At 67.4% G+C, this 21,856-nt stretch carries 25 protein-coding genes; 16 read left to right on the plus strand and 9 right to left on the minus strand.

The window, feature by feature from the left end; genetic code table 11:
- Nucleotides 1-72: 72 nt before the first annotated feature.
- The 11 genes from HDA40_RS10300 (at nucleotide 73) to fes (ending at nucleotide 10,487) form a co-directional block, all read left to right on the plus strand.
- Nucleotides 73-654, plus strand: coding sequence for an NUDIX domain-containing protein (locus tag HDA40_RS10300; RefSeq protein ID WP_253754363.1), 582 nt, complete (start codon nucleotides 73-75; stop codon nucleotides 652-654).
- Nucleotides 651-2,711 carry a non-canonical purine NTP pyrophosphatase gene (locus HDA40_RS10305; protein WP_253754365.1) on the plus strand — a complete coding sequence of 687 codons (2,061 nt, stop codon included), beginning with the start codon at nucleotides 651-653 and terminating at the stop codon, nucleotides 2,709-2,711. Before HDA40_RS10300 ends, HDA40_RS10305 begins: the two co-directional genes overlap by 4 nt.
- The gene (locus tag HDA40_RS10310; RefSeq protein ID WP_253754367.1) at nucleotides 2,711-3,751 is read left to right on the plus strand and encodes a phosphotransferase enzyme family protein; all 1,041 of its coding nucleotides are present in this window, start codon (nucleotides 2,711-2,713) and stop codon (nucleotides 3,749-3,751) included. The genes HDA40_RS10305 and HDA40_RS10310 overlap by 1 nt, the downstream gene beginning before the upstream one ends.
- Nucleotides 3,748-4,164, plus strand: coding sequence for a hypothetical protein (locus HDA40_RS10315; protein ID WP_253754368.1), 417 nt, complete (start codon nucleotides 3,748-3,750; stop codon nucleotides 4,162-4,164). Before HDA40_RS10310 ends, HDA40_RS10315 begins: the two co-directional genes overlap by 4 nt.
- Before the next feature lie 180 nt (nucleotides 4,165-4,344).
- A complete protein-coding gene (locus HDA40_RS10320; RefSeq protein WP_253754370.1) occupies nucleotides 4,345-4,896 on the plus strand; it encodes a hypothetical protein in 552 nt (183 codons plus the stop codon).
- Between the two features lie 37 nt (nucleotides 4,897-4,933).
- Entirely contained in the window at nucleotides 4,934-5,401 is a 468-nt protein-coding gene (locus HDA40_RS10325; RefSeq protein WP_253754371.1) for an HIT family protein, read from the plus strand.
- Between the two features lie 121 nt (nucleotides 5,402-5,522).
- Complete coding sequence (locus HDA40_RS10330; protein WP_253754373.1) at nucleotides 5,523-6,266, plus strand: class I SAM-dependent methyltransferase; 744 nt, start codon at nucleotides 5,523-5,525, stop codon at nucleotides 6,264-6,266.
- A complete protein-coding gene (locus HDA40_RS10335) occupies nucleotides 6,263-6,757 on the plus strand; it encodes an NUDIX domain-containing protein (RefSeq protein WP_253754375.1) in 495 nt (164 codons plus the stop codon). The genes HDA40_RS10330 and HDA40_RS10335 overlap by 4 nt, the downstream gene beginning before the upstream one ends.
- A gap of 317 nt (nucleotides 6,758-7,074) precedes the next feature.
- A complete protein-coding gene (locus tag HDA40_RS10340; RefSeq protein ID WP_253754377.1) occupies nucleotides 7,075-8,643 on the plus strand; it encodes an ATP-binding cassette domain-containing protein in 1,569 nt (522 codons plus the stop codon).
- 151 nt (nucleotides 8,644-8,794) lie between these two features.
- Nucleotides 8,795-9,028 carry a hypothetical protein gene (locus tag HDA40_RS10345; protein ID WP_253754380.1) on the plus strand — a complete coding sequence of 78 codons (234 nt, stop codon included), beginning with the start codon at nucleotides 8,795-8,797 and terminating at the stop codon, nucleotides 9,026-9,028.
- A gap of 130 nt (nucleotides 9,029-9,158) precedes the next feature.
- On the plus strand, nucleotides 9,159-10,487 hold the full coding sequence (fes, locus tag HDA40_RS10350; RefSeq protein WP_253754382.1) for an enterochelin esterase: 1,329 nt from the start codon (nucleotides 9,159-9,161) through the stop codon (nucleotides 10,485-10,487).
- 265 nt (nucleotides 10,488-10,752) lie between these two features.
- On the opposite strand, the gene HDA40_RS10355 is transcribed toward fes, so the two are convergent.
- The 3 genes from HDA40_RS10355 to HDA40_RS10365 form a co-directional block, all read right to left on the minus strand.
- Complete coding sequence (locus HDA40_RS10355) at nucleotides 10,753-11,520, minus strand: hypothetical protein (RefSeq protein ID WP_253754384.1); 768 nt, start codon at nucleotides 11,518-11,520, stop codon at nucleotides 10,753-10,755.
- A gap of 621 nt (nucleotides 11,521-12,141) precedes the next feature.
- Entirely contained in the window at nucleotides 12,142-12,606 is a 465-nt protein-coding gene (locus HDA40_RS10360) for a DUF5956 family protein (RefSeq protein WP_253754386.1), read from the minus strand.
- A 975-nt stretch (nucleotides 12,607-13,581) separates the two neighbouring features.
- On the minus strand, nucleotides 13,582-13,767 hold the full coding sequence (locus HDA40_RS10365; protein WP_253754388.1) for a hypothetical protein: 186 nt from the start codon (nucleotides 13,765-13,767) through the stop codon (nucleotides 13,582-13,584).
- A 263-nt stretch (nucleotides 13,768-14,030) separates the two neighbouring features.
- Here HDA40_RS10365 and HDA40_RS10370 point away from each other — a divergent pair, with 263 nt between their 5' ends.
- Nucleotides 14,031-14,396 carry a PIN domain-containing protein gene (locus tag HDA40_RS10370; protein WP_253754390.1) on the plus strand — a complete coding sequence of 122 codons (366 nt, stop codon included), beginning with the start codon at nucleotides 14,031-14,033 and terminating at the stop codon, nucleotides 14,394-14,396.
- A gap of 69 nt (nucleotides 14,397-14,465) precedes the next feature.
- On the opposite strand, the gene HDA40_RS10375 is transcribed toward HDA40_RS10370, so the two are convergent.
- From HDA40_RS10375 to HDA40_RS10395, 5 genes are all read right to left on the minus strand, one after another.
- Nucleotides 14,466-15,116, minus strand: coding sequence for a hypothetical protein (locus HDA40_RS10375; RefSeq protein ID WP_253754392.1), 651 nt, complete (start codon nucleotides 15,114-15,116; stop codon nucleotides 14,466-14,468).
- A gap of 75 nt (nucleotides 15,117-15,191) precedes the next feature.
- Complete coding sequence (locus HDA40_RS10380) at nucleotides 15,192-15,458, minus strand: hypothetical protein (RefSeq protein WP_253754394.1); 267 nt, start codon at nucleotides 15,456-15,458, stop codon at nucleotides 15,192-15,194.
- Nucleotides 15,455-16,645 carry a WXG100-like domain-containing protein gene (locus HDA40_RS10385; RefSeq protein ID WP_253754396.1) on the minus strand — a complete coding sequence of 397 codons (1,191 nt, stop codon included), beginning with the start codon at nucleotides 16,643-16,645 and terminating at the stop codon, nucleotides 15,455-15,457. Before HDA40_RS10385 ends, HDA40_RS10380 begins: the two co-directional genes overlap by 4 nt.
- The gene (locus HDA40_RS10390; protein ID WP_253754398.1) at nucleotides 16,642-16,959 is read right to left on the minus strand and encodes a type VII secretion target; all 318 of its coding nucleotides are present in this window, start codon (nucleotides 16,957-16,959) and stop codon (nucleotides 16,642-16,644) included. Before HDA40_RS10390 ends, HDA40_RS10385 begins: the two co-directional genes overlap by 4 nt.
- Nucleotides 16,946-17,341: a YbaB/EbfC family nucleoid-associated protein gene (locus HDA40_RS10395; RefSeq protein ID WP_253754400.1), complete on the minus strand. Its 396-nt coding sequence runs from the start codon at nucleotides 17,339-17,341 to the stop codon at nucleotides 16,946-16,948. Before HDA40_RS10395 ends, HDA40_RS10390 begins: the two co-directional genes overlap by 14 nt.
- A 1,110-nt stretch (nucleotides 17,342-18,451) precedes the next feature.
- On the opposite strand from HDA40_RS10395, the gene HDA40_RS10400 reads away from it, so the two are divergent.
- The 4 genes from HDA40_RS10400 (at nucleotide 18,452) to HDA40_RS10415 (ending at nucleotide 21,211) form a co-directional block, all read left to right on the plus strand.
- Nucleotides 18,452-18,772 (plus strand): type VII secretion target, encoded by a 321-nt coding sequence (locus HDA40_RS10400; RefSeq protein WP_253754402.1) that lies wholly within the window; start codon nucleotides 18,452-18,454, stop codon nucleotides 18,770-18,772.
- Nucleotides 18,769-19,926, plus strand: coding sequence for a WXG100 family type VII secretion target (locus HDA40_RS10405; RefSeq protein WP_253754404.1), 1,158 nt, complete (start codon nucleotides 18,769-18,771; stop codon nucleotides 19,924-19,926). Before HDA40_RS10400 ends, HDA40_RS10405 begins: the two co-directional genes overlap by 4 nt.
- A 44-nt stretch (nucleotides 19,927-19,970) precedes the next feature.
- Complete coding sequence (locus HDA40_RS10410; RefSeq protein ID WP_253754406.1) at nucleotides 19,971-20,279, plus strand: hypothetical protein; 309 nt, start codon at nucleotides 19,971-19,973, stop codon at nucleotides 20,277-20,279.
- A 386-nt stretch (nucleotides 20,280-20,665) separates the two neighbouring features.
- Entirely contained in the window at nucleotides 20,666-21,211 is a 546-nt protein-coding gene (locus HDA40_RS10415; protein ID WP_253754408.1) for a hypothetical protein, read from the plus strand.
- 4 nt (nucleotides 21,212-21,215) lie between these two features.
- Here HDA40_RS10415 and HDA40_RS10420 read toward each other — a convergent pair whose 3' ends face one another.
- Nucleotides 21,216-21,626 carry a hypothetical protein gene (locus HDA40_RS10420; RefSeq protein ID WP_253754410.1) on the minus strand — a complete coding sequence of 137 codons (411 nt, stop codon included), beginning with the start codon at nucleotides 21,624-21,626 and terminating at the stop codon, nucleotides 21,216-21,218.
- Nucleotides 21,627-21,856: the final 230 nt, after the last annotated feature.

Here is a 21,856-nt window from a genome sequence, read left to right on the forward strand (position 1 = left end):
CGGGTTCGTCACCCGCCGACCTTTACACCTCGTTGCACCCACAAAGAACGACCAGCAACGAAGGAAGTGCTCATGACGAACGCGAACACCGGCAGCCCGCCAGTATTGGTGTCCGGGGAAGTCCCGCCGGGCCGAATGTGCGCGCCTGCCCAGGTCGTTGTCGGCATCCTGCGCGTCGACGACCGGCTCCTCCTGGTGCGTAGGCAACGTGATCGACCCAACGCGTGGACGCCGCCCGGCGGCGTCGTCCACGCTGGAGAGTTGGTCACAGAAGCTCTCACCCGCCAGATCCGGGAGAAGACCGGGCTGCGCCTAGCAGGCATGCCACAGTTGGCGTTCACCGTGAACACGGCGACCTCAACGGGCACGCCCACGTCGATGCTCGCCATGTACTTCGACTGCTACCCATGTGCGGGGGTCCTGAACCACGTGCACGATCCGGGCGGCGGCATCGCTGAAGCCCGACTGGCCACCACCAGTGAGGCCATCGGCCTGCTGGCTGGATCGTCCGCCGACCGGGCCGAAACCGAACCCGTACTGGCCTACCTGTCGGGCAACCTGCGTCCGCTGTGGTGTTACCGCAACGACGAACCCGCCACACCACCCGAACACGATCTCGCCGACGTCATCGCCACCCGGGGAGCAGACCAGTGAGCCGGCATCGCAGCATCGTCGACGTCCACATGATCCTGCGCCGCGACGACGGCAAGATCCTTCTAGCAAGACGATCCCAAACCAGCTACGGGGACGGGATGCTCGCGTTGCCGTCGGGGCATCTCGAAGCCGGCGAGACCACAGCTGAGGCGGTCCTGCGGGAAACGGCCGAGGAGACCGGGGTCGTCGTCGACCTTGCCGATCTGCGGCTGGTACACGTTCTGCACCGCGCCGGTGACGGCGGCGCCGACCGGATCGGTTTGTTCTATCTCGCCGACCGGTGGTCGGGCCGGCCGGTCAACGCCGAACCCGACCGGTGCAGCGAACTGGTCTGGGCCGACCCCGCCGATCTACCACCCGATGTGATCGCCTACCCGGCGCAAGGCATCCATGCCGGCCTGGCCGGACAAGCGTACGGCGAGTTCGGCTGGCTCCCTGGCGCCCGGATGGTTGGCCTGACCTACGGGACGGTGCAGGTCGTCGACCACGACGCGGCATGGTTCGCGCACGCCGCCGCCCACATCCGAAGCCTACGATCCGCCTTGCACAGCCACGCGGACGCCGTGGAGCACATCGGATCCACCGCGGTGCAAGACCTGCCCGCGAAACCGATCATCGACGTGGCGGTCCGGCTGCGGCCCGACGCCGACGTGCCCAAAGTCATCGCCGCGCTGCACGAGGAGAAGTACCTGTTCCGCGGCGACAAACACGAGCAAGGCGGTCTGCTGTTCGTCGCCGAACCCACGCTGGGCGTCCGGGTCGCTCACATCCACGTCCTGACCGCCGACGACCCGCAGTGGGACCGCTACCTGCGAGTGCGGGACCGGCTGCGCACCGACCCAGCGATATGCGCTGAATATGACCACCTCAAGCGGCGGCTCGCCGCGACGCACCACGGCGACCGGGCCGCCTACACCAAGGGCAAAGCCGAGTTCCTGCAGCAGCTCGCCGACGGCGATCAGCGCGTGGCCACGGTGCGGCGACAAGTCCAGCGGGTTCGCGCGCTGCTGATCACCCCCGACCATCGGATGCTCGTCATCCGGCGCGCCAAACCCGGCGAGCAGCCGTTCTGGATGCTGCCCGGCGGGGGCATCGAACCCCGCGACGCCAGCCTCGAAGACGCCTGCCTACGTGAAGTCGCCGAGGAAACCGGTGGCATCCCGGACCTGCACCGGCTGATCGAGATGTCCACGGTCGGCGGGCAAACCCATGCGATCTTCCTCGCCCGTATCCCCGCCTGGGACCCGAACCTACGTACGGGGCCGGAGCTGGCGGCAGACGGCGAGTTCGATCTAGAGGAACTCCCGCTCGACCCCGGCGTGCTCTCCACAGGCCGGGTCTGGCCAGTCCCGGCACTAGAGTCGATCGCGCAGCACCTGCGCGATGGCCGGGACCTGTTCACCCTGCCCGATCTGCGCGACGGCGGCCGTCAGCTGGAATGGTGCTCAGTGCGGCGGCCAGCGCCCTGGCGTGGGCAGATCGTCATGGTCACCGGCAGCACGGCCAAACACGCGATCGCCGCCGAGCTCATCACCCCGTACGGCATCGACCTCGCCCACGTAGACCTGGTCTTGCCGGAACTTCAGTCGACCGACGTGGAAGTAATCGCCGCTGGGAAGGCCAAACACGCCTACGCCGAACTCGGCCGGCCGGTGATCGTCGAAGCCTCCGGGTTCGGCCTCGACGACCTCAACGGCTACCCCGGTGCCCTGGTCAAACAACTCATCACCGCCGGCGGAGCCGCCGCGGTCGCACTCCTGGCCGATCTGACGACCACCCGGGCGTGCACGTCGACGGCCGCCCTCGCGTACGCCGACGCCTACGGGGTGATCACCTTCACCCAACAGCGCACGGGCCACGTCGCTCCGGCCCCGGTCGGGGAGTCGGATCGGCTGCCGCTATGGACCGTCTACATCCCCACCGGCGCCCAGCAGCCCCTCGCCGCGCTTCCCACATCCGAGCAGCGCGCCTTCCACCAGACGTGGATGAACACGAGTGTATTCGCGCAGTTCGCCCGCTGGTACAGCCGTCACCGCGGCGGATGGGGGCACGGCTGATGAGGTCGATCCTGCCGGACATCCGCCGAGCCCTGGAAACCTGCTACCAGCTGGAGGTCCTGTCCATCGACCGGGTGTGGTCGGGCACGACCGGTGTGCATGCCCGCGCGGACACCGCCCGTGGGCCGATGTTCGTCAAGACCCTTCCGCTGCGCGGCGACGACGGCTACGAACTGCTCAACATCACCGTCCAAGGCCAGTGGCGTAAGGCCGGCATTCCCACGATCGCACCCGTCCCAGCCCCGGACGGCACCTTGCTGTATCGCCGGTCGGGCCTGGCGATGTCGGTCTGGGAATGGAGCGACGCCGAACCCGTAGGTCCGCTCACCGTCGCCCACGCACCGGCCGTCGGGCAAGCCCTGGCCCGGCTGCACCGGTGCCTCGACCGGCTGCCGGTCGCCGGGCTGCCGTTCGACCCGGAAGCCACCAGAAACGCCGCCCGGCCCAGCCTCGTCGCCCGGTTCGAATCACTCGAACAACAGCTCGCCAACCAGCCTGTGCCCGGTGACACTGCCCTGCAATTGCAGATCCGGCAGCGGATCCGCCTACTCGAGCAAGTGCCCCAGCTACGCGCCGGTCTGCCCCGGCTCCGGCTCGACCGCGTCCACGGCGACCTGACCGCACCCAACCTCCTGTGGACCGGCACGAAACTCACCGCTGTCATCGACCCACGCATCCAGCTCGCCGATCGGGCCCGCGAACTCGGCCGCATCGCGTTCGACCCCGCCACCGTCGCCGCCACCCACCTGTGGCAAGACATCGGCCTGGCAGTCGTGGCCGAATACCGAACCGCCGACGGGCCCCTCGCACCCGCCGAACTCGTCTCCTGCGCCCGGCTGGCTCTGCTCCACAGCCTCACCAGCACCTACCCCCTGGGTGACCTGATCAGCCAGCAGCTGCCCGCCCGCGTCCACGAACAACGCCACACCTACTGGAACCAACGCCACATCAGCATCGACCGGATGATCGACGCCCTGCCCGACGTCGAAAACCAGCTACGGAAGCTGACGCGTGTGACCATCCCCGCAGGGTCGCGATGAGCAGTCTCCCCTTCGGCAACGATGCACGCCGGCCCGCCACCTTTGCCCGGCCTGTGTCCGGCCTGTGTCCGGCGCCGGTCAGCGGATTCGCTGGCCTGGCCATTGCGATCGTCGGGAACCGCGACGGCGACACACACGCCCTATCCCCCGCCCTTCTGGGAGTCTCGGTGATGAATCAACGCCAGCGGCAAGTCCTCTACACCGGCCTTCTCATACTCGCAGTCGTCACCACGGTCCTTCGCAGTGTTCAGCAGCTATGGGACAACGCCGTCATCGCCGCCGCGATCGCGGGCGGGCTGGCATGGTTCGAGCGGCGCTGGCTTCGGCCGGGCCTGCGGTCCTGGCTCAACGGCACCGGCTGGCACTGGATCGATGAGCCCACGCATAGCCGTGACAATCCCGCCGACCGCTGAACGGCAGCAAACCCACTCGTGCCAGAGAGGCAACATCATGACTTTCCCGACGGCATGCGGCATCGGCCGGATGGATCGCCCTCCAGCCACACAGTCCCACCCACCGCTTCGCCCCGCGTCACGAGCGCACCACCCCGCGCCGGCCGGCGACTACTTCAGCAGCAAGTGTGGTGGTTTCTGGTGACGCGGCCTGTACTCATCACGGGTGTGTCCGGCAGCGGCAAGTCCGCCCTGACCCGCGCGTTGATCGGCAGCGGCCAGCGAGCCATCAGCCTGGACGCCTACCCGGGCCTGGCCTACTGGGCCGACCACACCCACACCCCGGTCACCCGCCCGCACCATCCCGACATCCAGTGGCTCACCGCCCACCACTGGATCCTGGACCCGCAGGTACTCGACCAGCTCATCACTACCGATAAGCTCGCCGGCCAGACGCCGCCGCTGGTCCTGTGCGGCGTCGCGGCCAACCTCGCCGACCTGCGCGACCGATTCAGCACCGTGATCATGCTCGACATCGACCGGGCCACCCAGGCCGACCGGCTCACCAATGCCAGCCGCGGCAACGACTTCGGACGCGCCGGTGACAGCGCCCGCTGGCTCACCACCACGTTCGACACCGAACGCACCCGCCTCATGGCATTGGCCGACACCATCGTCGACGCCACCGGCGACCTGCACCACGTCACCGGGACGGTCATCGCCGTGATCGGAGCCGGCGATGCGTCACGCTGACCACCACGGCACCTGCCCATCGGCAGACCCGCCGCCTATGCACGGACAGGACCCGCAAACATGCATCTTCTGCCGCGTCATCGCCGGGGACATCGATCACGACGTCTGCGTTGCTGTCAGCGGCGGTTTCGTGGCGTTCCCGGCCAAACAACAACGGCCCCGCAACCACGGGCACATGCTGCTAGTCCCAGCCGTCCACGTGACCACCCTCCAGGATCTTCCCACCGACCTGGCCACCGGATGGCTCACCGCGACGACCGCGCTGAGCAACGCCGTCCGCTCCGCGTTCCACGCCACCGGCGTCACCATCCGCATGAACCTCGGCCCACCCGGTCAAGACATCGCCCACCTGCACACCCACGTGATTCCCCGCCATCCAGGCGACGAGTTGCCCACCACCCGATCCCAGAACGTCCCACTGGCCGACCGGATCGCCATCACCCATCGACTGCGCCCACACCTCGACGCCCACCGCGCCACCGGCGATCCCGGCGCGCTGCCATGACCGCGGACAACACGTCCACCAAACCCCAGCACGGCGCACCCAAGCCAGGTGGCCGCCACGGCCGGGCTACACGACCGGTGATCCCGGACCCATCGCCCGCCACTGCCCGAGAGGAGACCGCATGTATGACCCAGACCTCGCAGAAATCTACGACGACCTCTATCAACATGGCATGGGCAAGGACTACGGGGCCGAAGCCGGCGAACTGGCAGCGCTCCTGCGGGCGCATCACGCCCGCATCGGAGACGTGCTCGACGTCGGCTGCGGAACCGGCCTGCACCTCGCCGCGATCCGACACCAGTTCCCTCATGTCGAGGGCGTCGAACCAGCCGCGGCGATGCGCGCCGCAGCGCAGACACGGCTGCCCGACGTGCTGATCCACGACGGTGACATGACCAGCTTCGACCTCAGCCGGACGTTCTCCGCCGTGCTCTGCCTGTTCTCCACGATCGGATACGCCACGACCGAGGACCGGCTACACACCACCGTGGTCCGGCTCGCCGCGCACACCGAACCCGGCGGTGTAGTGGTCATCGAACCGTGGTTCACCCCAGAGCAATGGCGCGACAACCGTGTCAGCCACACGATCGCGGCCACCGATGCCCGCACGATCATCCGCATGACCCGCTCCACCCGCGACACGGAAGCCCTGTCCCGCATGGACATGCACTATCTGGTCGCCGACCACCGGACCGCCGATCCGATCCGCCACTTCCACGACACCCATGTCATGGGTCTGTCCACCGAGGAGCAGTACCAGCAGGCGATGACCGCGGCCGGGCTCACCCGCATCACCACCTTCGCCGGGTGGCAACCCGGCCGGCCTCGCCTGCTCGGCATCCGTCCGCAAGCCGAGTCCCGATGAAACCCCGGATCACCTCCCATGAGCAGTACCTGGCCACCCTGCCCGGCAAGCCGATGGCCGCCGCCGTGCTGTTCACCGACGACCACGATCGGCAACTACTCGTCGAGATCACCGACAAATCCCCTCACGCGTGGGAACTGCCCGGCGGGGCGGTCGAGAAAGGCGAGTCGCCCTACGACGCGGCCGTCCGCGAGGTCGCCGAGAAACTCGGCCTGACCGTCGTCCCCGGACGGATCCTGGTCATCGACTGGGTGCCGCCAGACACCCGCACCGACCGGCTAATGATCGTCTTCGACGGCGGACCGTTGACCAGCACACAGACCGCGGCGATCACCCTTGCCCCAGACGAGTTACGCGACTGGGCCTGGAGCACCCCAGAGCAGGAAGCCATCCGCCTGTCGCCGCTGCTCGCCCGCCGGGCTGCGGCGGCCCGCCACGCCCGCCATGACGGCGTCACCGCCTACCTCGAAGCCGGTGCCGGCAGGACCTGACCTGCGAAAGGCGACCTGCCGCAAACGGCCACCAGCGTTAAACGCACACGACCTGCAACCGTTGATGGAGTGAAAGATTCGGGGAGGCACCTGATGTACCACGGCGGAGACATCCAGCACGCCAGGCTTCACAGCGACAACGGCCAGGTTGCTGCCTATCGCAGGAGGGCATCAGGGTGCCGGCGCGTCCTCGGCTCGGCAGCCGGTGTCAGGTTCCCTCCCGCCGCCCCCGCAGCCGAGCACATCGAGTCTCCCCGACATTCACGGGTAACGGGGCCGGCAGGTCCTACGATGCGGACCCGTCGGCGGGTGATGGCATGACGGCCACCTCAACCTGTCCAACGCCCGATCCGGCGCCCAGCGGCGACGACGCGAAGCCGCGACCGGTTCCGGCGCAGCCTGGCAAGCCCGCACCGGAACTGGCGGCCAGCCCCTGGCACAAACACCTCGAGGATCTGGCCAAGACCGGGTTCTGGACGATCGCCCGCCGCATCCCGGCACTGGTCGGCTACGCATTGCGGCTAGGCTGGCAGGCATCACGCCGCGACACCGCGGCCGCGGTCGCCTTGACCCTGGCCGCCGGGCTAATGACCACCCTCGGCCTGCTCGCCGGCACCGCCGCCCTGCGTACCTTGTTCAACGCCGGGTTCAGCACCGACGCCGTACGCGCCGCCGGCCCGTCACTGATCATCGGCGGCCTCGCGGTCGCAGCCCGCGGCGGCCTCACCGTCGCGGCCGGCCACGCCCAGACCCGCCTCACCCCGCTGATCAACTACCGGGTGGAACTCGACCTGTTCCGCGCCACCACAGCCGTACCAATGTCCGCATTCGACCAGGCCGGATTCGCCGAGGACATGCACCGCGCCCGCGACCGCGGCACCTTCGAGGCAGCCGGGCTCGTCGACTCCACCGTCAACCTGGTGACCGGCATGGTCGGGGTCGCGGCCACAGCGGTCGCGGTGGCGATCATCGAACCCTTGCTGCTGCCGTGCCTGCTGCTGTCCGCGCTGCCCACAGCGATCACCGCGACACGCATGGCCCGCCGCGAGTACGCGGCGCTGCTCGCCCGTATCACCCGCCGGCGCCGGATGTGGACGCTGGGATTCCTGATGGCGTCCAAACACACCGCCGCGGAACTGCGCACCTATCAGATGCGCGACCAGTTGCTGACCCAGTATGAGCAGGCCATGTCGGACGAAACCAGCGCACACATGCGGCTGGCCCGCCAGCAGACCCTGTCCCGGCTGTCTGGCATGATCGCCGGCGGCACAGCAATGTTCGGCCTGTATATGGTGCTAGCGTGGATGCTGACCAGCGGCGACATCCCCCTCGCCGCCGCGGCCGCCACCTACGTCGCGGTCGTGCAGGCACGCACCAGCCTCAGCACCGCCGTGTTCGGCCTAAACCAGGTCTACGAACGCACCCTGTACGTGGGTGACATGCGCGATTTCGTCGACCGCTGCCACGCGGTCACCCCCACCGCCGACACGCAGCCCGTGCCCGCCGAGACACCAGCACAGATCGTGTTCGACGACGTATCGCTGTCCTACCCCGACACCGATCAGCCAGCGGTCGACTCGGTCAGCTTCACCATCGAAGCCGGCCAGGTCGTCGCCCTCGTCGGCGAAAACGGCTCAGGCAAAAGCTCCATCTCCAAACTCCTCGCCGGTCTCTACCAGCCCACCAGCGGCCGCATCCTATGGAACGGCACCGACACCGTCGCCCTCGACCCGAACAGCCGGGCCGCGCACACGGCGGTCATGAGCCAGGACTGGTGGAATTCCCGTTCACCGCCGGCGCCAACATCACCATCGGCCGACAGCAGGACACCCACGATCATCGCGAGGTCGAAGCCGCCGCCGTGGCAGCCGTCGCCCACGACATGATCACCGAACTCCCGGACGGCTACGACACCTGCTCGACCGCGAATACAAAGGCGGCCAGGAACTGTCCTCTGGACAGTGGCAGCGACTCATCGCAGCGAGGCTCATCTACCGCAACGGCAGCCTTCTCATCTGCGACGAGCCGTCGGCGTCCATGGACCCCCGCGCCGAATACGCCCTATTCCAGCAGCTCACCGCACGCCCCGGGCGTATCGTCGTACTCGTCACCCACTGGCTGGCCAACGTCCGCGACGCCGACCTGATCCTGGTCATGGTCAAAGGCCACCTCGTCGCGGCCGGCACCCACGACCAGCTCATGCGGCACACCGACAGCACCTACCGAACCCTATGGACCATGCAAGCATCCGGGTACATCGGCGCAACATAGCCACATGGATGCAGCATCGTGTGGCCGTCACGCCAGCACTGATCGCCCTTCGGTGCAGCAGACCCGTACGACCAGAGCGTCGGTCGGCGGCATCCCAGTCAACCGTCGGCGACCACCGAGGCACAGCGTCGTGCGCGCCACTGGGAGGGTTTGCAGCGCTGAACCTCTTTGTGGCGCCGAGACGCCATCGGAAAATCGCCACAACCCCGGCCGGCGGGGTACTTCCGCAGCGCCGGCCCTGTACACCCTTCACGGCTGGTTCATGGAAGGAACCATGGTGCTTCAGATCGACTCGGCCGACGACCCCCACTACCGCATCGTCACGATCACCTACCAGCAGCCAGCCGGCGAGCCCGACCCGCATGACGTGTTCCTACGGTTCGTGACCCTGGACGAGAACGCCCGCCGCGCACGCGACCTCACCCCGTATCTGATGAGCCCCGAACCTGGCGGCCTGTGGCGCTGGACAGCACGCCTACGCGCCGATTTTCGCGCCTCCTACCAGATATGCCCCTCCCCGACACCGTTGCCGACCGGGACGCTGGACGACCAGGCATGGACTGAATTGCTGGCCACCGGCGTCGCAGACGCGTCGAATCCGGCCACGTTCCCGACGATCTCCGGCAACCCCGGCCCCGCGTCGATCGTGGAACTGCCGCAGGCATCCGCACAGCCGTGGCGCCAACCGCGGCCAGGCACCGCCGCCGGCGCCCTGGTCTCCGGCGATATCGACAGTGACGTGCTGGCCAACACCCGACGGGTCTGGACCTACCTGCCACCCGGCGGCGTCCACGCTGACAGCCCAGCCGACGTGGTGGTCCTGCTCGACGGCGGCGACTGGATGCGCATCGACGTGACAACCACGCTGGACAACCTGATCGCAGACCAGGCGATCGGCCCCACCGTGGTGGTGATGGTCGACACCGAGCACACCCGATGGCAGGAACTACCGGACCATCCGCGGTTCCTCCGCTTTCTGGTCGAGGAGCTCATGCCGTGGATCACCAGCCAATGGCCGGTCACCGCCGACCCCACGCGGACGGTGATCGCCGGGCAAAGCCTCGGCGGACTGATGCCCGCTTACACCGGACTACACGCATCGCACCGGTTCGGGCTCGTACTGACCCAGTCCGGATCATTCCAATGGCCAAAGGGCAGCGAGTTCGACACCGCAGCCGGCGCGGTCATCCGCCAGTACGCCGCCGCGCCGCGCGTGCCCATCCGCATCTTTCAGGAAGCCGGCCTTGTCGAAGTCCTGCTCCTAGACAAGAACCGGCACATGCGCGACGTGCTGACTGCCAAGGGCTACCCGCTGACCTATCGGGAGTACTACGGCGGCCACGACTACGCCAGTTGGCGCGGTGGCCTGGCCGACGGACTCGCAGCGCTTCTGGGCGCCAGCCGCACCGCCGTGGGCGGCGATCCGGCCCCCACCCAGGGTCGCGACCAGGCGACCTGACACGTCCATCGAAGACGGCCGCCCTTCGAGGACCGTTGACACCTGAGGCGTCACCCACCAACCAGCGCCGCAGGCTCAGAAGTTCTGCGGCGTTCCACGAGATCGCGGGCGGTCGACCGGCGCGCAAATGCTGTCGCTGGGCCAACCACGTCGAAACAAAGAGGCGCGGCGATGCAGCCGTTCGCGGACATCCGATGCAGCACAGGCACCTCACGACCAGCCGACAATGGGCCGCCGGCGGCCGCCGCTCGTCAGCAACGCCCGCTCAGTGACGGTGTGCCTCGATGTCGAAGACTCTGGCCTTGGTCGTCTGGTCGACCAGAACCAGCCCAAACTCGCGTGGTGTTCGCGCACGCCGCGCAACCATGATCACCAGCAGAGCCACATCCGGCTCCTGGCGACTGCCCAGCCTTGCCGGGAAAACCCGGTCCGGCAAGGGCTGCTGCTCCTCGTCGTCGAAGAACAGCGTGTAGGTCAGATCACCGGCCGGCTCGCCCGCAGACCGCCGATCGGTAGAAGCTGGGGCCGGCGCTTCGCAGAAAATGTAGAACACATCCTGGCCCTCGCCTGCGCCCAGTAGTCGATAGCCGTCGGACGCGGACGCATGACGGGGCTGCCACAGATCGCTGCCCGGCAGCGGTCGGCTGTGACGACCGAACTCGGTCGCGAACAGCTTCCGCTTCTCGTCACGGACCTGGCCTTGCCCGGCGTCGCCGGTGCCGGACCCGATTACTTCGAGCGACAGTCGTTCGACCTCGTCGGGCGGAAGCGGGAAGAAGCCGCTGAACAGCGTCCGGTCGAAGCTTCGCCCGGCGATATTGGCCCGGCCGAGGCTGAACCGCCCGTGCGGCCGCCAACTCTCACCTTCGACGATCACATCGGGAAAATGCGGGCCGGACTGCTCGTCGGCCATGTCGGCCGTCAGCGGCGGCCCTTCGAGCGCGACATGAAGATAGGTGCTGCCCTGCGCGCACAGCAGCATGCGGTAATCGCCGCCCAGATGACCGACCGAGGCGACCCACGTCGAACCCATATTCGTACTTCCTCCCCAAGGACACCGTCGATGTTCCTCCACGCCTAGTCGTCGGCATAGGGCCCGTTCGGTGAACGACTAAACGATCGACAGCGGCACCGGAAACCCGAAATAGCGACAAACACCGCCTATCCGGAGTAGCCGACCATGTCCCATTCGGGGGACCCGGCGGTACCGAACGCCTCGATGCAGTGGACGGCCCTGCTGCGCTTCGACCTACTGCTCGCCTGGCAGTTCCGCATCCCACCCGACCCCGCTGACCAGCCCCGGCCTCCCCGCCAAGAAGGGGCGGATCTGCTGGCCGCAGGCATGCCGGATCCCACCAACCCGGTCACCTTCGACCTACAACGACAACCCGGACCCGGTTCTCTGCTAGATCTGCCGGGCGCGCTCCCCAGCCGGATCGCCGAGCTTCCCGTTGAACACGGAAATTCGTCAGCCCGGCTCGGCCAACACGCCGGCGTCAGCCGATCTGCGGGAGGCTGGTCCGCTGGCTCGGCAGCCTACGTACGATCGTCCGCGCAGAACGGGTATCCCCAACGCAGCGCCGCCTCTGCGATCACCCCGACGCAGGTCTTCGCTTGAGCGGCCAGATCGACCGACCAAGTCGGCCAGGCGGCGTTACTCCGCGGGGAAAATCGAGGCAAATACGTGTTGCAGGACCTGCTTGACGTCGCCGGGGTGAACCGGCGTCGGCTGGGCCTCGTCCATTGCGGAGTGGACCCGCGCCCAGAAGGCATTCCCGTCCAGGTCGGGGGGAAGCCGAAGGAACCAGCGATAGCCTCGCGGTCGCGGAGGCACGCTGGCATCTGCCAGGTAGCCGTCTACGTCGTGGTCCAGCGCGTCTTGCTCCGCCTGGCTTCGCCTCTCGTGGAACTGCGATGGTCCGGCGTTGGATTCGATCCGCACCCATGTCGTGTGGACTCGATCATCAAGCAATCGCGCGACTCGATCCCGTGGAGACAACCAAGCGATGATCGCTCCCCAGCCAGAGTCCGGCAGTTCGATCACGTCGGACTGGCCGATCGGTTCCGAGGCCAACTGGTTGAGGTTGTCCCAGCTCGAAAGCGGTGCAGCGGTTGCCATGCGGTGCCACTCCCACGGCATCGGACCAGCGGACACAATCCCTTCCAGTGCCTCTATTCAGTGTAGGCTGATGACGTCTCGCACACGCGCGTTGCCGGTGCCGCGGCAGCGGTGAAGCAAAGGAATCGCGGTACCTACGAGTGCGAGCAATGGACCGCACACGGGTCCGACCGGTCGAAGCGGCGCGCCGTAGTCCAGTCGGTCCCGTCATCCGCCAACCGATGAAAAGTGACGCAACCGTGGCGTCACAGACGGCGAATGACCACCGGCACCTTGCCCAGGGTCTCCTCTGGGGTGACGAGCGCTCCGGCGGAAGCGAGAAGTTCGTTGATGGCGGAGGTTGTGGCTACCCACTGCCCTGTCCACTCACGCAGGACGGCTGTTCCTGGATGCCCGGATCTGACGTACGTTCGCGATACGACGGCACGCACCGTCGTCGCCCGTTCAACGCCCGCGCCATCCTCCATACGCGCGGGCCTTCGGCTGGCTCGGACCGTGGCTACCTGCGCCGACAAAACACTATTGCTGGGTACGGCTAGCGACGATCAGCGCGTAGTCGGCGGACGCATACGTCTGTTCACCGATGGTGACGCTGGCCGGCCCTCGCCGGCCTGGTCCAACTCCTCCCCGCCGCTGACCACCCGCGCACCCGCGTTGGTCTTGGAGGAGCCAACGAAATACATCTCGCCGGCTCCATCGAGGTCGAGTTCGCCGCGGGCCTCAGCGAACGCACGGCCCTGGCTGATCCACGCGGACACGAGGATGTCGTAGCCGCCGTCCTGGCGGTCGCCGAACGCGGCGAAGACCGACAGCGTCTGGTCGGCTCCCGGGCCGGGTGAAGAGATGGACGCGGCGACCGGCTGGGCAGTGGCGGGCTGCGGGTCCAGTTGTGAAGCGGCACGACGGCCTCACCCAGCACGAGACACGCTGCGACCACCACACCTACGGCCGGCCATCGGCGACTGTGGGCAATGGTCACACCAGCACCGCGCACACTTGGTCGGTGTCCTTCTGGCTGGTGTAGGAGCTGTAATGGGCTTCGGCGTTGATGCACATGTACCGCGGAGCGGCGAGGTAGTACCACGGCCCAAGGTTGGCCGAGCCGCCGCCGAAGGAGCCGCTCTTGTGTGACAGCAGCCCACCGCCGCAGTAGTCGCGCACGTGTCCCTGCCTGGTGTCGGGATTCTCTTGGTCGACTCCGTAACGAGGCCACACACGTGCGCGTCGCCATCGCTTTCTGCCTGTAATCCAATCAGTTGACCTGTCACCCAGACGGCGTCAACGACAGACCCTCCAGTGACCCATCGAACCCCGGGTATTGGCACATGCGTGCTAACTTTACCCTCGGGGCCGCGGTCGTGCTGGAACGAACTTGTCAACTCCAGGGGCGACGGCGAGTGGTCGCGGGAGGGGAAGGAGTGATTGTGGCAGTGACAGGCACGCTGGTCGCCGAAAGCCTGGCACCTGGAATGCCGGTCGAATGCGGGCTGACGCTGCGCAAGGTGCAGCGGATCTCGGTGTCGAGCCCGGCGGACGATCAGCCAGCCGAGTGGACGCTGCTCGAATTCTCGTGCCCTGAGGATGTCGTCGGGCAGTTCGCGCAGCAGCTCGCGGACGCGATGCGCGCCGGCAGCTGGTATTGCGATTTCGCCTCGGCGCGAACGAAGTACGTCGTCTTCAGCGGCCGTGTATTCGCATTCGACCGGCACGATGCCGTCGCCAACGCCGAAGCCGTCGAGCACGCGCGCAGCGTCGGCGTCCCGGAGGCTCAACTCGACTGGCCGCTGTAGCGTCGCGTGTGCCACGCCTGCTGTCTGGGTCCATCCCCGGCCACAGCACTGGGCACATCTTGAGGGTCGTTAGAGCAGCGGCTGGTCGAGTGTGCGCTGCGGGCACCTGGCGACGATCATCGCGAGTTCGGGCGTCTCGGCGAACGCTTCCCAGTTGTCGAACACCACCCCGTGCGCGCGGGTGCACCGCATCAAGATCTGTTCCCGGTTGAATACCAGCACGGCGTCGCCCAGCCGCCACGCCGCAAGATCGATCGCTAGTTCCAGGACCTGTGCCCACGCGTGATCCGATTCCTCCAGGCTCGCCACGCCGCGTAGCTGGAAATAGACAGAGCTGCGAGTACGAAAGCCGAAGCTGGCGGCGGTTGACTGTTCGAGATATTCGCGCTCACGATTGCGGACACGTCGTGGCAGGGCTGCGCAGAAGACTCCCATTCCCGCTGTGTGCGCGTAGCGTGGGCTGCCGTCGCGTGGCTTGCGGATTTGCGCGCCCAGTCGGGATGCCACGAAAGTCAGCAGGCGTCGGTGCCTGATTACTTGATCTGTGAAGTAATGGAGTTCTGTCGGCATGACCGCTGCTCCGTTGATGTCAATAGTTACCCGCACCTCGGACGAGCGTCGTCGATACGCTGGCCCGGCGACGATTTCGGTAACGAGTTGTTCGCCCGACCGCCGGGTCACGCCTAGACTTCGGTGGGCGGGGGCGATGCCGCGTCCCATTCAAACGCTCCGTCTTCGACCGGCCGAGCATGGAGGGCGCGGCTCCCGCCTCGGCCAGTCCCGATCGTGGTGGCCTCACGCGGCGACGTCGACGGTCCACATGCGACCTGGGGATGCAAGTTCGCGGTCATCGCGGTCGAGAACGAGGGTTGTCTGGCCCGTGCGCAGTGTCCGCGGAGTCGCGAACTCGACCCCGAGGATGTGCAGCGCTTGACCGGTCGTCGCGTCGCGCATCGCCGGGACGCCGACCGGCTGCTCGCCCTGGAAAGTCCCTACCACCAGCAGCCCACCGCGACTGACGATGTCGAAGACTTCGTCGACACGGAACTGGTTCGCGCTCATGACAGGATCCTCCTCAACAGTTCTAATGCTGATGATTCCACCGCATAGGCCTCGTCCTCGAGTTCTTTGAGATTCCGCACCAGGTGTTCGCCGGCTTGCTGCTGCGCTACGTGTTGATATTCGTGGGCGATGGTCGCCGCGAGCGTCTCCTCGTCAACGAAGCTGGCCGGTCCGAACCGGACTTCGGTGCCGGCCAGTTCGCTTGGGGTGTAGGCGCACGCGTCCATGAAGTCGAGGTAGCGCAGTTCTTCAGGATCGTCGATGATCTTTATCTTGATATTGTCGAGGTCAACGCCGATCCGCTGCGCGATGGCTTTGATGTTGTCCAGCGTCATCGGCGTGCCCGGTCCCCGTGCGAGCACCTCGGCGTTGCTGAGAGCAGGCGCTTTGCTGAAGTAGTTTTCGCCGGCGCGAGCTGTCGGGGTATGGGTATGGAGCCGGCCAAGGATCTTCTTGAGCTCGGTGGTCAGTTCGGCGAGCCGGCCGACGATCGGGCCGAGGCGGCGCAGGCTGGCGATGAGGGCCTTGAGCCATCGGGCGATCTTGGCAGCCCACGACGCGACCAGGGTGGTGACCTGCTCGACGACGAGGGGCGTGGCGGCACCCCAGGAGGCGATCAGTTCGGCGGCGTACACGACCAGACGGGACACCGCGGTGGCGATCGCGTCACGAACCAGGATGCGCACGGCGGCGATGAGCGCGCCAGCCCCTTCGGTGATCGAGGCCATCGCGTCGGCGGATTTGGCGATGCCAAGGATCGCGTCGTGCTGCTGTCGTGCCCAGCCGCGGTAGGCGTCACCGGCGGGGCCACGCCAGGTTGCGACGGTCCTCGACGCCTCGGCCCGCAGGTCTTCGGCGTCACCTTGAAGGCTCTTGGCGATGTTGCGCCAGGTCTGGGCATGCCCGGCGATCTGGCCCGGATCCCCGGCCAGCCAATCAAGGGCCTCCGTCAGGGGTTTGACGTGTTCGATGAGCCAGGAGATGCCGTACTGCAGTAGCGCGCCGATCGGGTCGGACACAAGGGCGAGCCCGTCGAGGCCGACACCGACGACACCGAGGGTGCCGTCGATCCAGGAACCGTTCTTGACGCCCTGGGCGATCAGCTCGATGTCTTCGGCGATCCAAATTCCGGACCAAGCGCTGGTCGGCTGTTCCAGGGAGCCAGCGACGAGCGGGTTGATCGTCATCCGCTGGCGCCGATCCGGCGAACGTCCCGTTCACTGGTGCCATCAGTGGTGACATAGGCGTGTGCCGCTGCGCGCAGCCGGGCTGCGGTGTCGGTCAGCGACGTGTCGGCTGCCGTGATCGCGTCGAGCACCATGTCCTGCAAAAAATTGATCATCGGCGGGAGAAGTGTGCAGAGCCGGCCGTAGGCGGCGTTGTCGACACGTGCCGTTTCCCCCGCTCGCTTGGCCGTGGTCACTCCGGCGGCGATACCGTCGACGGCCCCGGCGTGCTGGACGATGGCCGCCGGCGTCGCGGTCACCTCACCGGGTTGCATCGCCGGGATCCGACGTCAGACGGCGGGTGTAGGAGGACACGATCGCGTCGGCCGTCGGATTGTTCGTGCCGATGGTGTCTGCGACGACGAGCGCGGCTTTGCGAGCGAGATCGGCTTGGGCGGCTTGGGCGGCTTGCAGGATCTGCTGTCGGGTCAGATCCGCCGACTGGCGCCGGATCTGCTCTGGCAGCTTGATATCCGCCAAGACGCCGGAGGGGGCGACGGTAACTTGGACGATCCTGTCAGGGTCTAAACCGATCCCGGTCACCGCGTCGAGGCGTTCGCGTACCTGCCGGGCCGCGTCGGCCCGCTCCTGCAACGATGCCTGCCAGCGGTCCACGACCTCCTCTGCGCCGTCCAGATCATCACCGAACACGAGCACCAACCTCCCCCTCGGTTAAGGCGCCATCACCCTAAGCCACTGAAGTGCCATTGAGAAAGGGAGAATCGTTGACCGCTCGGCTGAACCTCGCATGGAGGATCGGTGGAGTAAGGGCAGCGTAGGACCACAGAGCCTACGGCCTCCCCATCCCTTGCCCTTCCCGTTCGACTCACGAGTGGCGCTGATGCCGCCTGCGCCCCTAGATCAGACTCGTCGTCAGGTCGACGCTCAGGACGACAACCACGGTGCAGAGCAGCGCGAGCCGAGTGTTGGGGCGTCATAGTCCGGCGATCGCAACGGCCCCCGCGCATGGCAGCGACGGCGACAGCAGTGCGGCGCCTATCGCTGTCGCCGTGAACGTCACACCGTGGACAACGACCACACCGATGGGGCTGCCGACTGCGACGATTGCGGCCGGAAGCCACAGAGGCGAGCGCCTCTGGACCGCCCGCGCGGCAGGCCAGACAACCACCATGACGGCAGCGACAGCCACCGTCGCCGCGACGCCGGACGCAGCGGCAAGCGTGACCACGTCGGCCAGGCTGGACAGTTGACACCGGCCGCTCCGGCCACGTTGACCCAGTCCCTCACCCCCACCAATGACTCGCCGGCAATGAGCGCGGCCAGCAGACTACTGGCCGAGATCACCGCGACCGGCACCTGGCGAGGCACGATCAGCGCCACCGCCCACACGGTGAAGATGGCGAGGTACCGCCAACGGTCCAGTACACCAGCAGCGGAGTTCAACGTGCCGGGAACCTGCGCCGAATCCAGTCCCACCGCGCCACACAACAGCACGGCACCTGCGCACATCCGATGTCGGGCGGCAAGCGGCAATGACGTGTGGGCAACGGGTGGGTGGGGCGGCAGTTCGATCACAGGAACGGGCACGCGAGGTGCAACCGCCGGTCGACATCCCGGTGACGGCACACCAATCCACATCGGCCAGCGCCCTCGCACACACGCTCCGGAACCCGCTTGCGGGAGATCTCTGCGACCTCAACGCGTCGCTGGCGCGCACTCAAGCCGCTACTCACACCCAACCAATCACATAACGACATGCATCGACGTATCGTATGGTGACTGTGCGGTTACCCAGGGAGGGATGTCATGGGTCTGCCGGCACAGGTCTCCGTCGTCCCCGCTGAACTCGTCCAGCACGCGGGACGCCTGGACAATGCCTCGGACGAGATCGCGACTGGGAAAGCAGCCGGGGACACGGTCCGGTTGGGAACCGATGCCTACGGTCGGCTGTGCGTGATGGTGCCCGTGCTCGTCGACGGGCTGCAGCGGATGCTCGTGGACGCGCTGGCCGCCGGATCGGACTCGCTGCATGACACGGCCGAGCGGCTGCGGGCGGCGGCCGCCGGTTATCGGCAGGCCGATGAACGGCGTGGTCAGGCGATAGCGGCCGTCGGCGGCCGGCAATGACGATCAACCCCCTGATCGCCGCTCGTGTCGAGGGACCACGGGGCGCGTGGTCAGGCGTGTGGCTGGCCGAGGACATCCAGTTGATCAAGCAAGGGGTCGACGACAAGTCCTGGATCGACGGCACGCTCGGCGTGGTCGGCGCCGGTCTTGATGCGCTCGCGCTGGTGTCCGATCCGGCTGGGGTGCTACTGCAATACGGCATCGCCTGGCTCATCGAGCACGTCGCGCCGTTGACCGAGGCGCTCGATTGGCTCGCCGGCGACCCGGCGCAGATCGCCGCCCACGCTCAGACCTGGCGTAATGTCGCCAAGAACGTTAGGGGAACCGCGGCCGCGCTGCGGGATGCCACCGCCAGGGATGTTTCGTCGTGGCGAGGTCCTGCCGCTGACGCCTATCGCGGGTGGGCAAGCGAGCAGCACGGGGCTTTGACCGCACTGTCGGACGCGTCCGACACGATGGCGTCGATCACTGAAGGCGCCGGCATGCTCGTCGCCGCCGTGCGGCTGCTGGTGCGTGACGCGATCGCCGCCTGCGTGTCGCGGATCGTCGTCTACGCCGCGGAGGAACTGTTCAGCCTCGGCACCGCGACGGGTCTGGTGGTGGAGCAGGTCACCACGCTGGTCGCGTCCTGGGCGGGCAAGATCGCCCGCTGGGTGCGGGCACTGCTGGCGAGCCTGCGCCGCCTGGAACCGGTTATCCGCCGGTTGGGGTCGATCATCGAGGAACTCCGGCGGATCTTGCAGCGGCTGCGCGGGCGCGGCCCGGTCCTTGCCCGTGAGGGCGGCAGGGTGGTGCGCAACGGCAAGCGTCTGCTGATGACGAAGGACAACGTGCGCGAGATCGCCGCGAGGTACGGCATCGACCTGCGCGGCGTTGGTTTCATCCTCGACAAGGTGCGCTGCGGTCCTCCCGGCGAGCCGTTGTATGCCATCACCAGGGAGGACGGTAAGATCATCTTGACGCGTGACGCGTTTATCGACGAAGAGCAGCTGGCCAGGACTCTCGCACACGAGAAGTTCCACCTCGACGAACTCCGGCAGGGCCTGCCCTATCCGAAGACCAAACCCGAGGCCAAGCTCTGGGAGGACCGGGCGGAAGCGTTCGAGGCAGCCTGGTGGGAGACGCATAAGCATCTGTTGGGCGGGCTGGGGTGATGGCCATGGAAATGACACCGTCGCAGCAGCGGTGGGAGGCATGGATGACCGCGCTCACCGACGTGCTGGCCGCATTCCCCGCCGATGTCACGGTCACGTGCCCCAGCCACGCCGACGGCACGGTACAGGTCGCGTTCACCGGTGACCCGGCCTCGCGGATCGGCTACTACACCGCCTGGTGCGACACGTGCCACGAGGGCATCAGCAGCGGGCGCGCGGGCGCTCCGGAAGGCATGCCCATCATCGCACTGCGGGACTCGATCGAGGGCGACCCGGACATCATTCCCGACGACGTGCGGCTGTTGCCCCCGGATCCTTACCTGGGAGACGACGCCGAGGAGCACACGTTTTGACCTGTGCGGACAGTGCGGCAGGATGCGCGCGCCGCCGAGGAGCCCCTCGAGCCACCGGCAGCAGGGCTCGCAACCGCTGACAGCATGGCTCCCCCGGCACCCGACAGCTTCCGGCTCGGCAGCCACCGGCGCACCGACGAACACTGCGGCATCGTGTCTGCTGGCAGACATTTGCCCCTGCGCAAGCTGCAGGATGAACAGCGCCGTCGCCACGGCCTGGCCTGCGAAATGACCGCGCCCTCCGCCGACCTGGGTGTTTCGGTCCTGGTGGAAAGTCATGCCGGATGTCTGGCCGTGACCCCTACCGGACATCTACGATGTCCCGAAATGGTATTGCAATCTGATGAGTAGCGGGTTGAGTAACCGAGGCAAGGTCGGGTTTCGCAGTGGCAGACACATCTCGACGGCGTACCAACTACCGGAAGGTAAAACTCACCGCACTGAACCCGAGCGAGGCGGCCGGGGTGATCGTTCCGCCGTTGCCGGGTGGGCCGCTACCGGGTGAGGACGGCCCGCTGACGTTTGAGCCGGACCGCGTGTCGCCGACCGTGAGCGACGAGGAGGCCCTCGGAGTCCTGCGACGCCGGGACGCGATGCAGCTGGCAGCTTTGTACGCCGAGTCCGAACCGCGGGCCCTCGCAGATGCCGGGCTGCCACCGACTCTCGATGAGGCGCTGGCCACACGGCTGCCGACCACGTTGCCGAAGTGGGACTCGAAGGCAAAGCCGACCAGCTATCGGCTACCCGAGCGGCTGCTGGCGCACTTGGCGGCGCGCGCGGAACTCGAAGGCGTGAAGGTCAACGCGTTGATCGAGCTGCTGCTGTGGGAGCTGACGCAGCAGCCGGTGCGCGACCCAGCCGAGGTGGCGCAGCTGTATGAGCTGATGAAACGGCGGACCGTCGTGGCGGAGCGGGTGGGCTTGTTCGAATGAGTGGTCACCGTGGACTGCGGCGGGTTCGGGTGGTGGCCCGGACGTCGATCTCGGCGACCAGAGCTACGCCGGCGTCGAGCGACTGAAGGAATCGATCCGCGGGCGACGATCCCCGGGCGCGCTGGTCGATGTCGGGCAGCCGCGTGTCATCGCCCGGATGGTCCTGCCAGACCCGTAGCGCGGGTTCGCGCGGCGGCTGGGGCAGCACCGCCAGGATGGTGGTGTCGAGGTGCGCCCAGGATGACGGCAGCCGCACCGCGGCGACTGCCTGCTGACGCAGCACGAGAGTGCCGCGTCCGTCCCCGACGTGCAGGATCGCGTGTGGATGGTGGGGTATCACCAGCATGTCGGCGGTCAGGTCGCGAACGAATCCTGGACGCAGCCGGGGAATGGTCGATGAGCTGACGTCGAGCACCAGGAGCGGATCCCCAGTTCCTGGCCAGGCAGTAACTGTGAGCCGGGCAGGATGTATCGCGGGGCTGCGGCGGGCGGCAGGTGCGGTGCGGGTCTGGGCCGGCGGTCCTTGACGGAGCGCGGCCCCGCGTCGTGGTTGCGCTGTGTGTGCTGGCACCCCCGGTGGCCTCCTGTAGCGGTGTGCTGCGACTTCGGCGACCCGGTCTAGCCTGCACCGTGGGAGCGCGCTTC

This window comes from Hamadaea flava (genome assembly GCF_024172085.1).
Taxonomy (GTDB): domain Bacteria; phylum Actinomycetota; class Actinomycetes; order Mycobacteriales; family Micromonosporaceae; genus Hamadaea; species Hamadaea flava.

Excerpts from the sequence above, each read along its gene's own strand:
- HDA40_RS10380 (WP_253754394.1), bottom strand. The coding sequence starts at position 15,458 with ATGAGCGCGAACCAGTTCCGTGTCGACGAAGTCTTCGACATCGTCAGT.
- HDA40_RS10385 (WP_253754396.1), bottom strand. The coding sequence starts at position 16,645 with ATGACGATCAACCCGCTCGTCGCTGGCTCCCTGGAACAGCCGACCAGC.
- HDA40_RS10310 (WP_253754367.1), top strand. The coding sequence starts at position 2,711 with ATGAGGTCGATCCTGCCGGACATCCGCCGAGCCCTGGAAACCTGCTAC.
- HDA40_RS10300 (WP_253754363.1), top strand. The coding sequence starts at position 73 with ATGACGAACGCGAACACCGGCAGCCCGCCAGTATTGGTGTCCGGGGAA.
- HDA40_RS10405 (WP_253754404.1), top strand. The coding sequence starts at position 18,769 with ATGACGATCAACCCCCTGATCGCCGCTCGTGTCGAGGGACCACGGGGC.
- HDA40_RS10340 (WP_253754377.1), top strand. The coding sequence starts at position 7,075 with ATGACGGCCACCTCAACCTGTCCAACGCCCGATCCGGCGCCCAGCGGC.
- HDA40_RS10355 (WP_253754384.1), bottom strand. The coding sequence starts at position 11,520 with ATGGGTTCGACGTGGGTCGCCTCGGTCGGTCATCTGGGCGGCGATTAC.
- HDA40_RS10330 (WP_253754373.1), top strand. The coding sequence starts at position 5,523 with ATGTATGACCCAGACCTCGCAGAAATCTACGACGACCTCTATCAACAT.
- HDA40_RS10345 (WP_253754380.1), top strand. The coding sequence starts at position 8,795 with ATGGACCCCCGCGCCGAATACGCCCTATTCCAGCAGCTCACCGCACGC.
- HDA40_RS10390 (WP_253754398.1), bottom strand. The coding sequence starts at position 16,959 with ATGCAACCCGGTGAGGTGACCGCGACGCCGGCGGCCATCGTCCAGCAC.
- HDA40_RS10375 (WP_253754392.1), bottom strand. The coding sequence starts at position 15,116 with ATGGGACGCGGCATCGCCCCCGCCCACCGAAGTCTAGGCGTGACCCGG.
- HDA40_RS10410 (WP_253754406.1), top strand. The coding sequence starts at position 19,971 with ATGACCGCGCTCACCGACGTGCTGGCCGCATTCCCCGCCGATGTCACG.
- HDA40_RS10325 (WP_253754371.1), top strand. The coding sequence starts at position 4,934 with ATGCACGGACAGGACCCGCAAACATGCATCTTCTGCCGCGTCATCGCC.
- HDA40_RS10315 (WP_253754368.1), top strand. The coding sequence starts at position 3,748 with ATGAGCAGTCTCCCCTTCGGCAACGATGCACGCCGGCCCGCCACCTTT.
- HDA40_RS10335 (WP_253754375.1), top strand. The coding sequence starts at position 6,263 with ATGAAACCCCGGATCACCTCCCATGAGCAGTACCTGGCCACCCTGCCC.
- HDA40_RS10400 (WP_253754402.1), top strand. The coding sequence starts at position 18,452 with ATGGGTCTGCCGGCACAGGTCTCCGTCGTCCCCGCTGAACTCGTCCAG.
- HDA40_RS10360 (WP_253754386.1), bottom strand. The coding sequence starts at position 12,606 with ATGGCAACCGCTGCACCGCTTTCGAGCTGGGACAACCTCAACCAGTTG.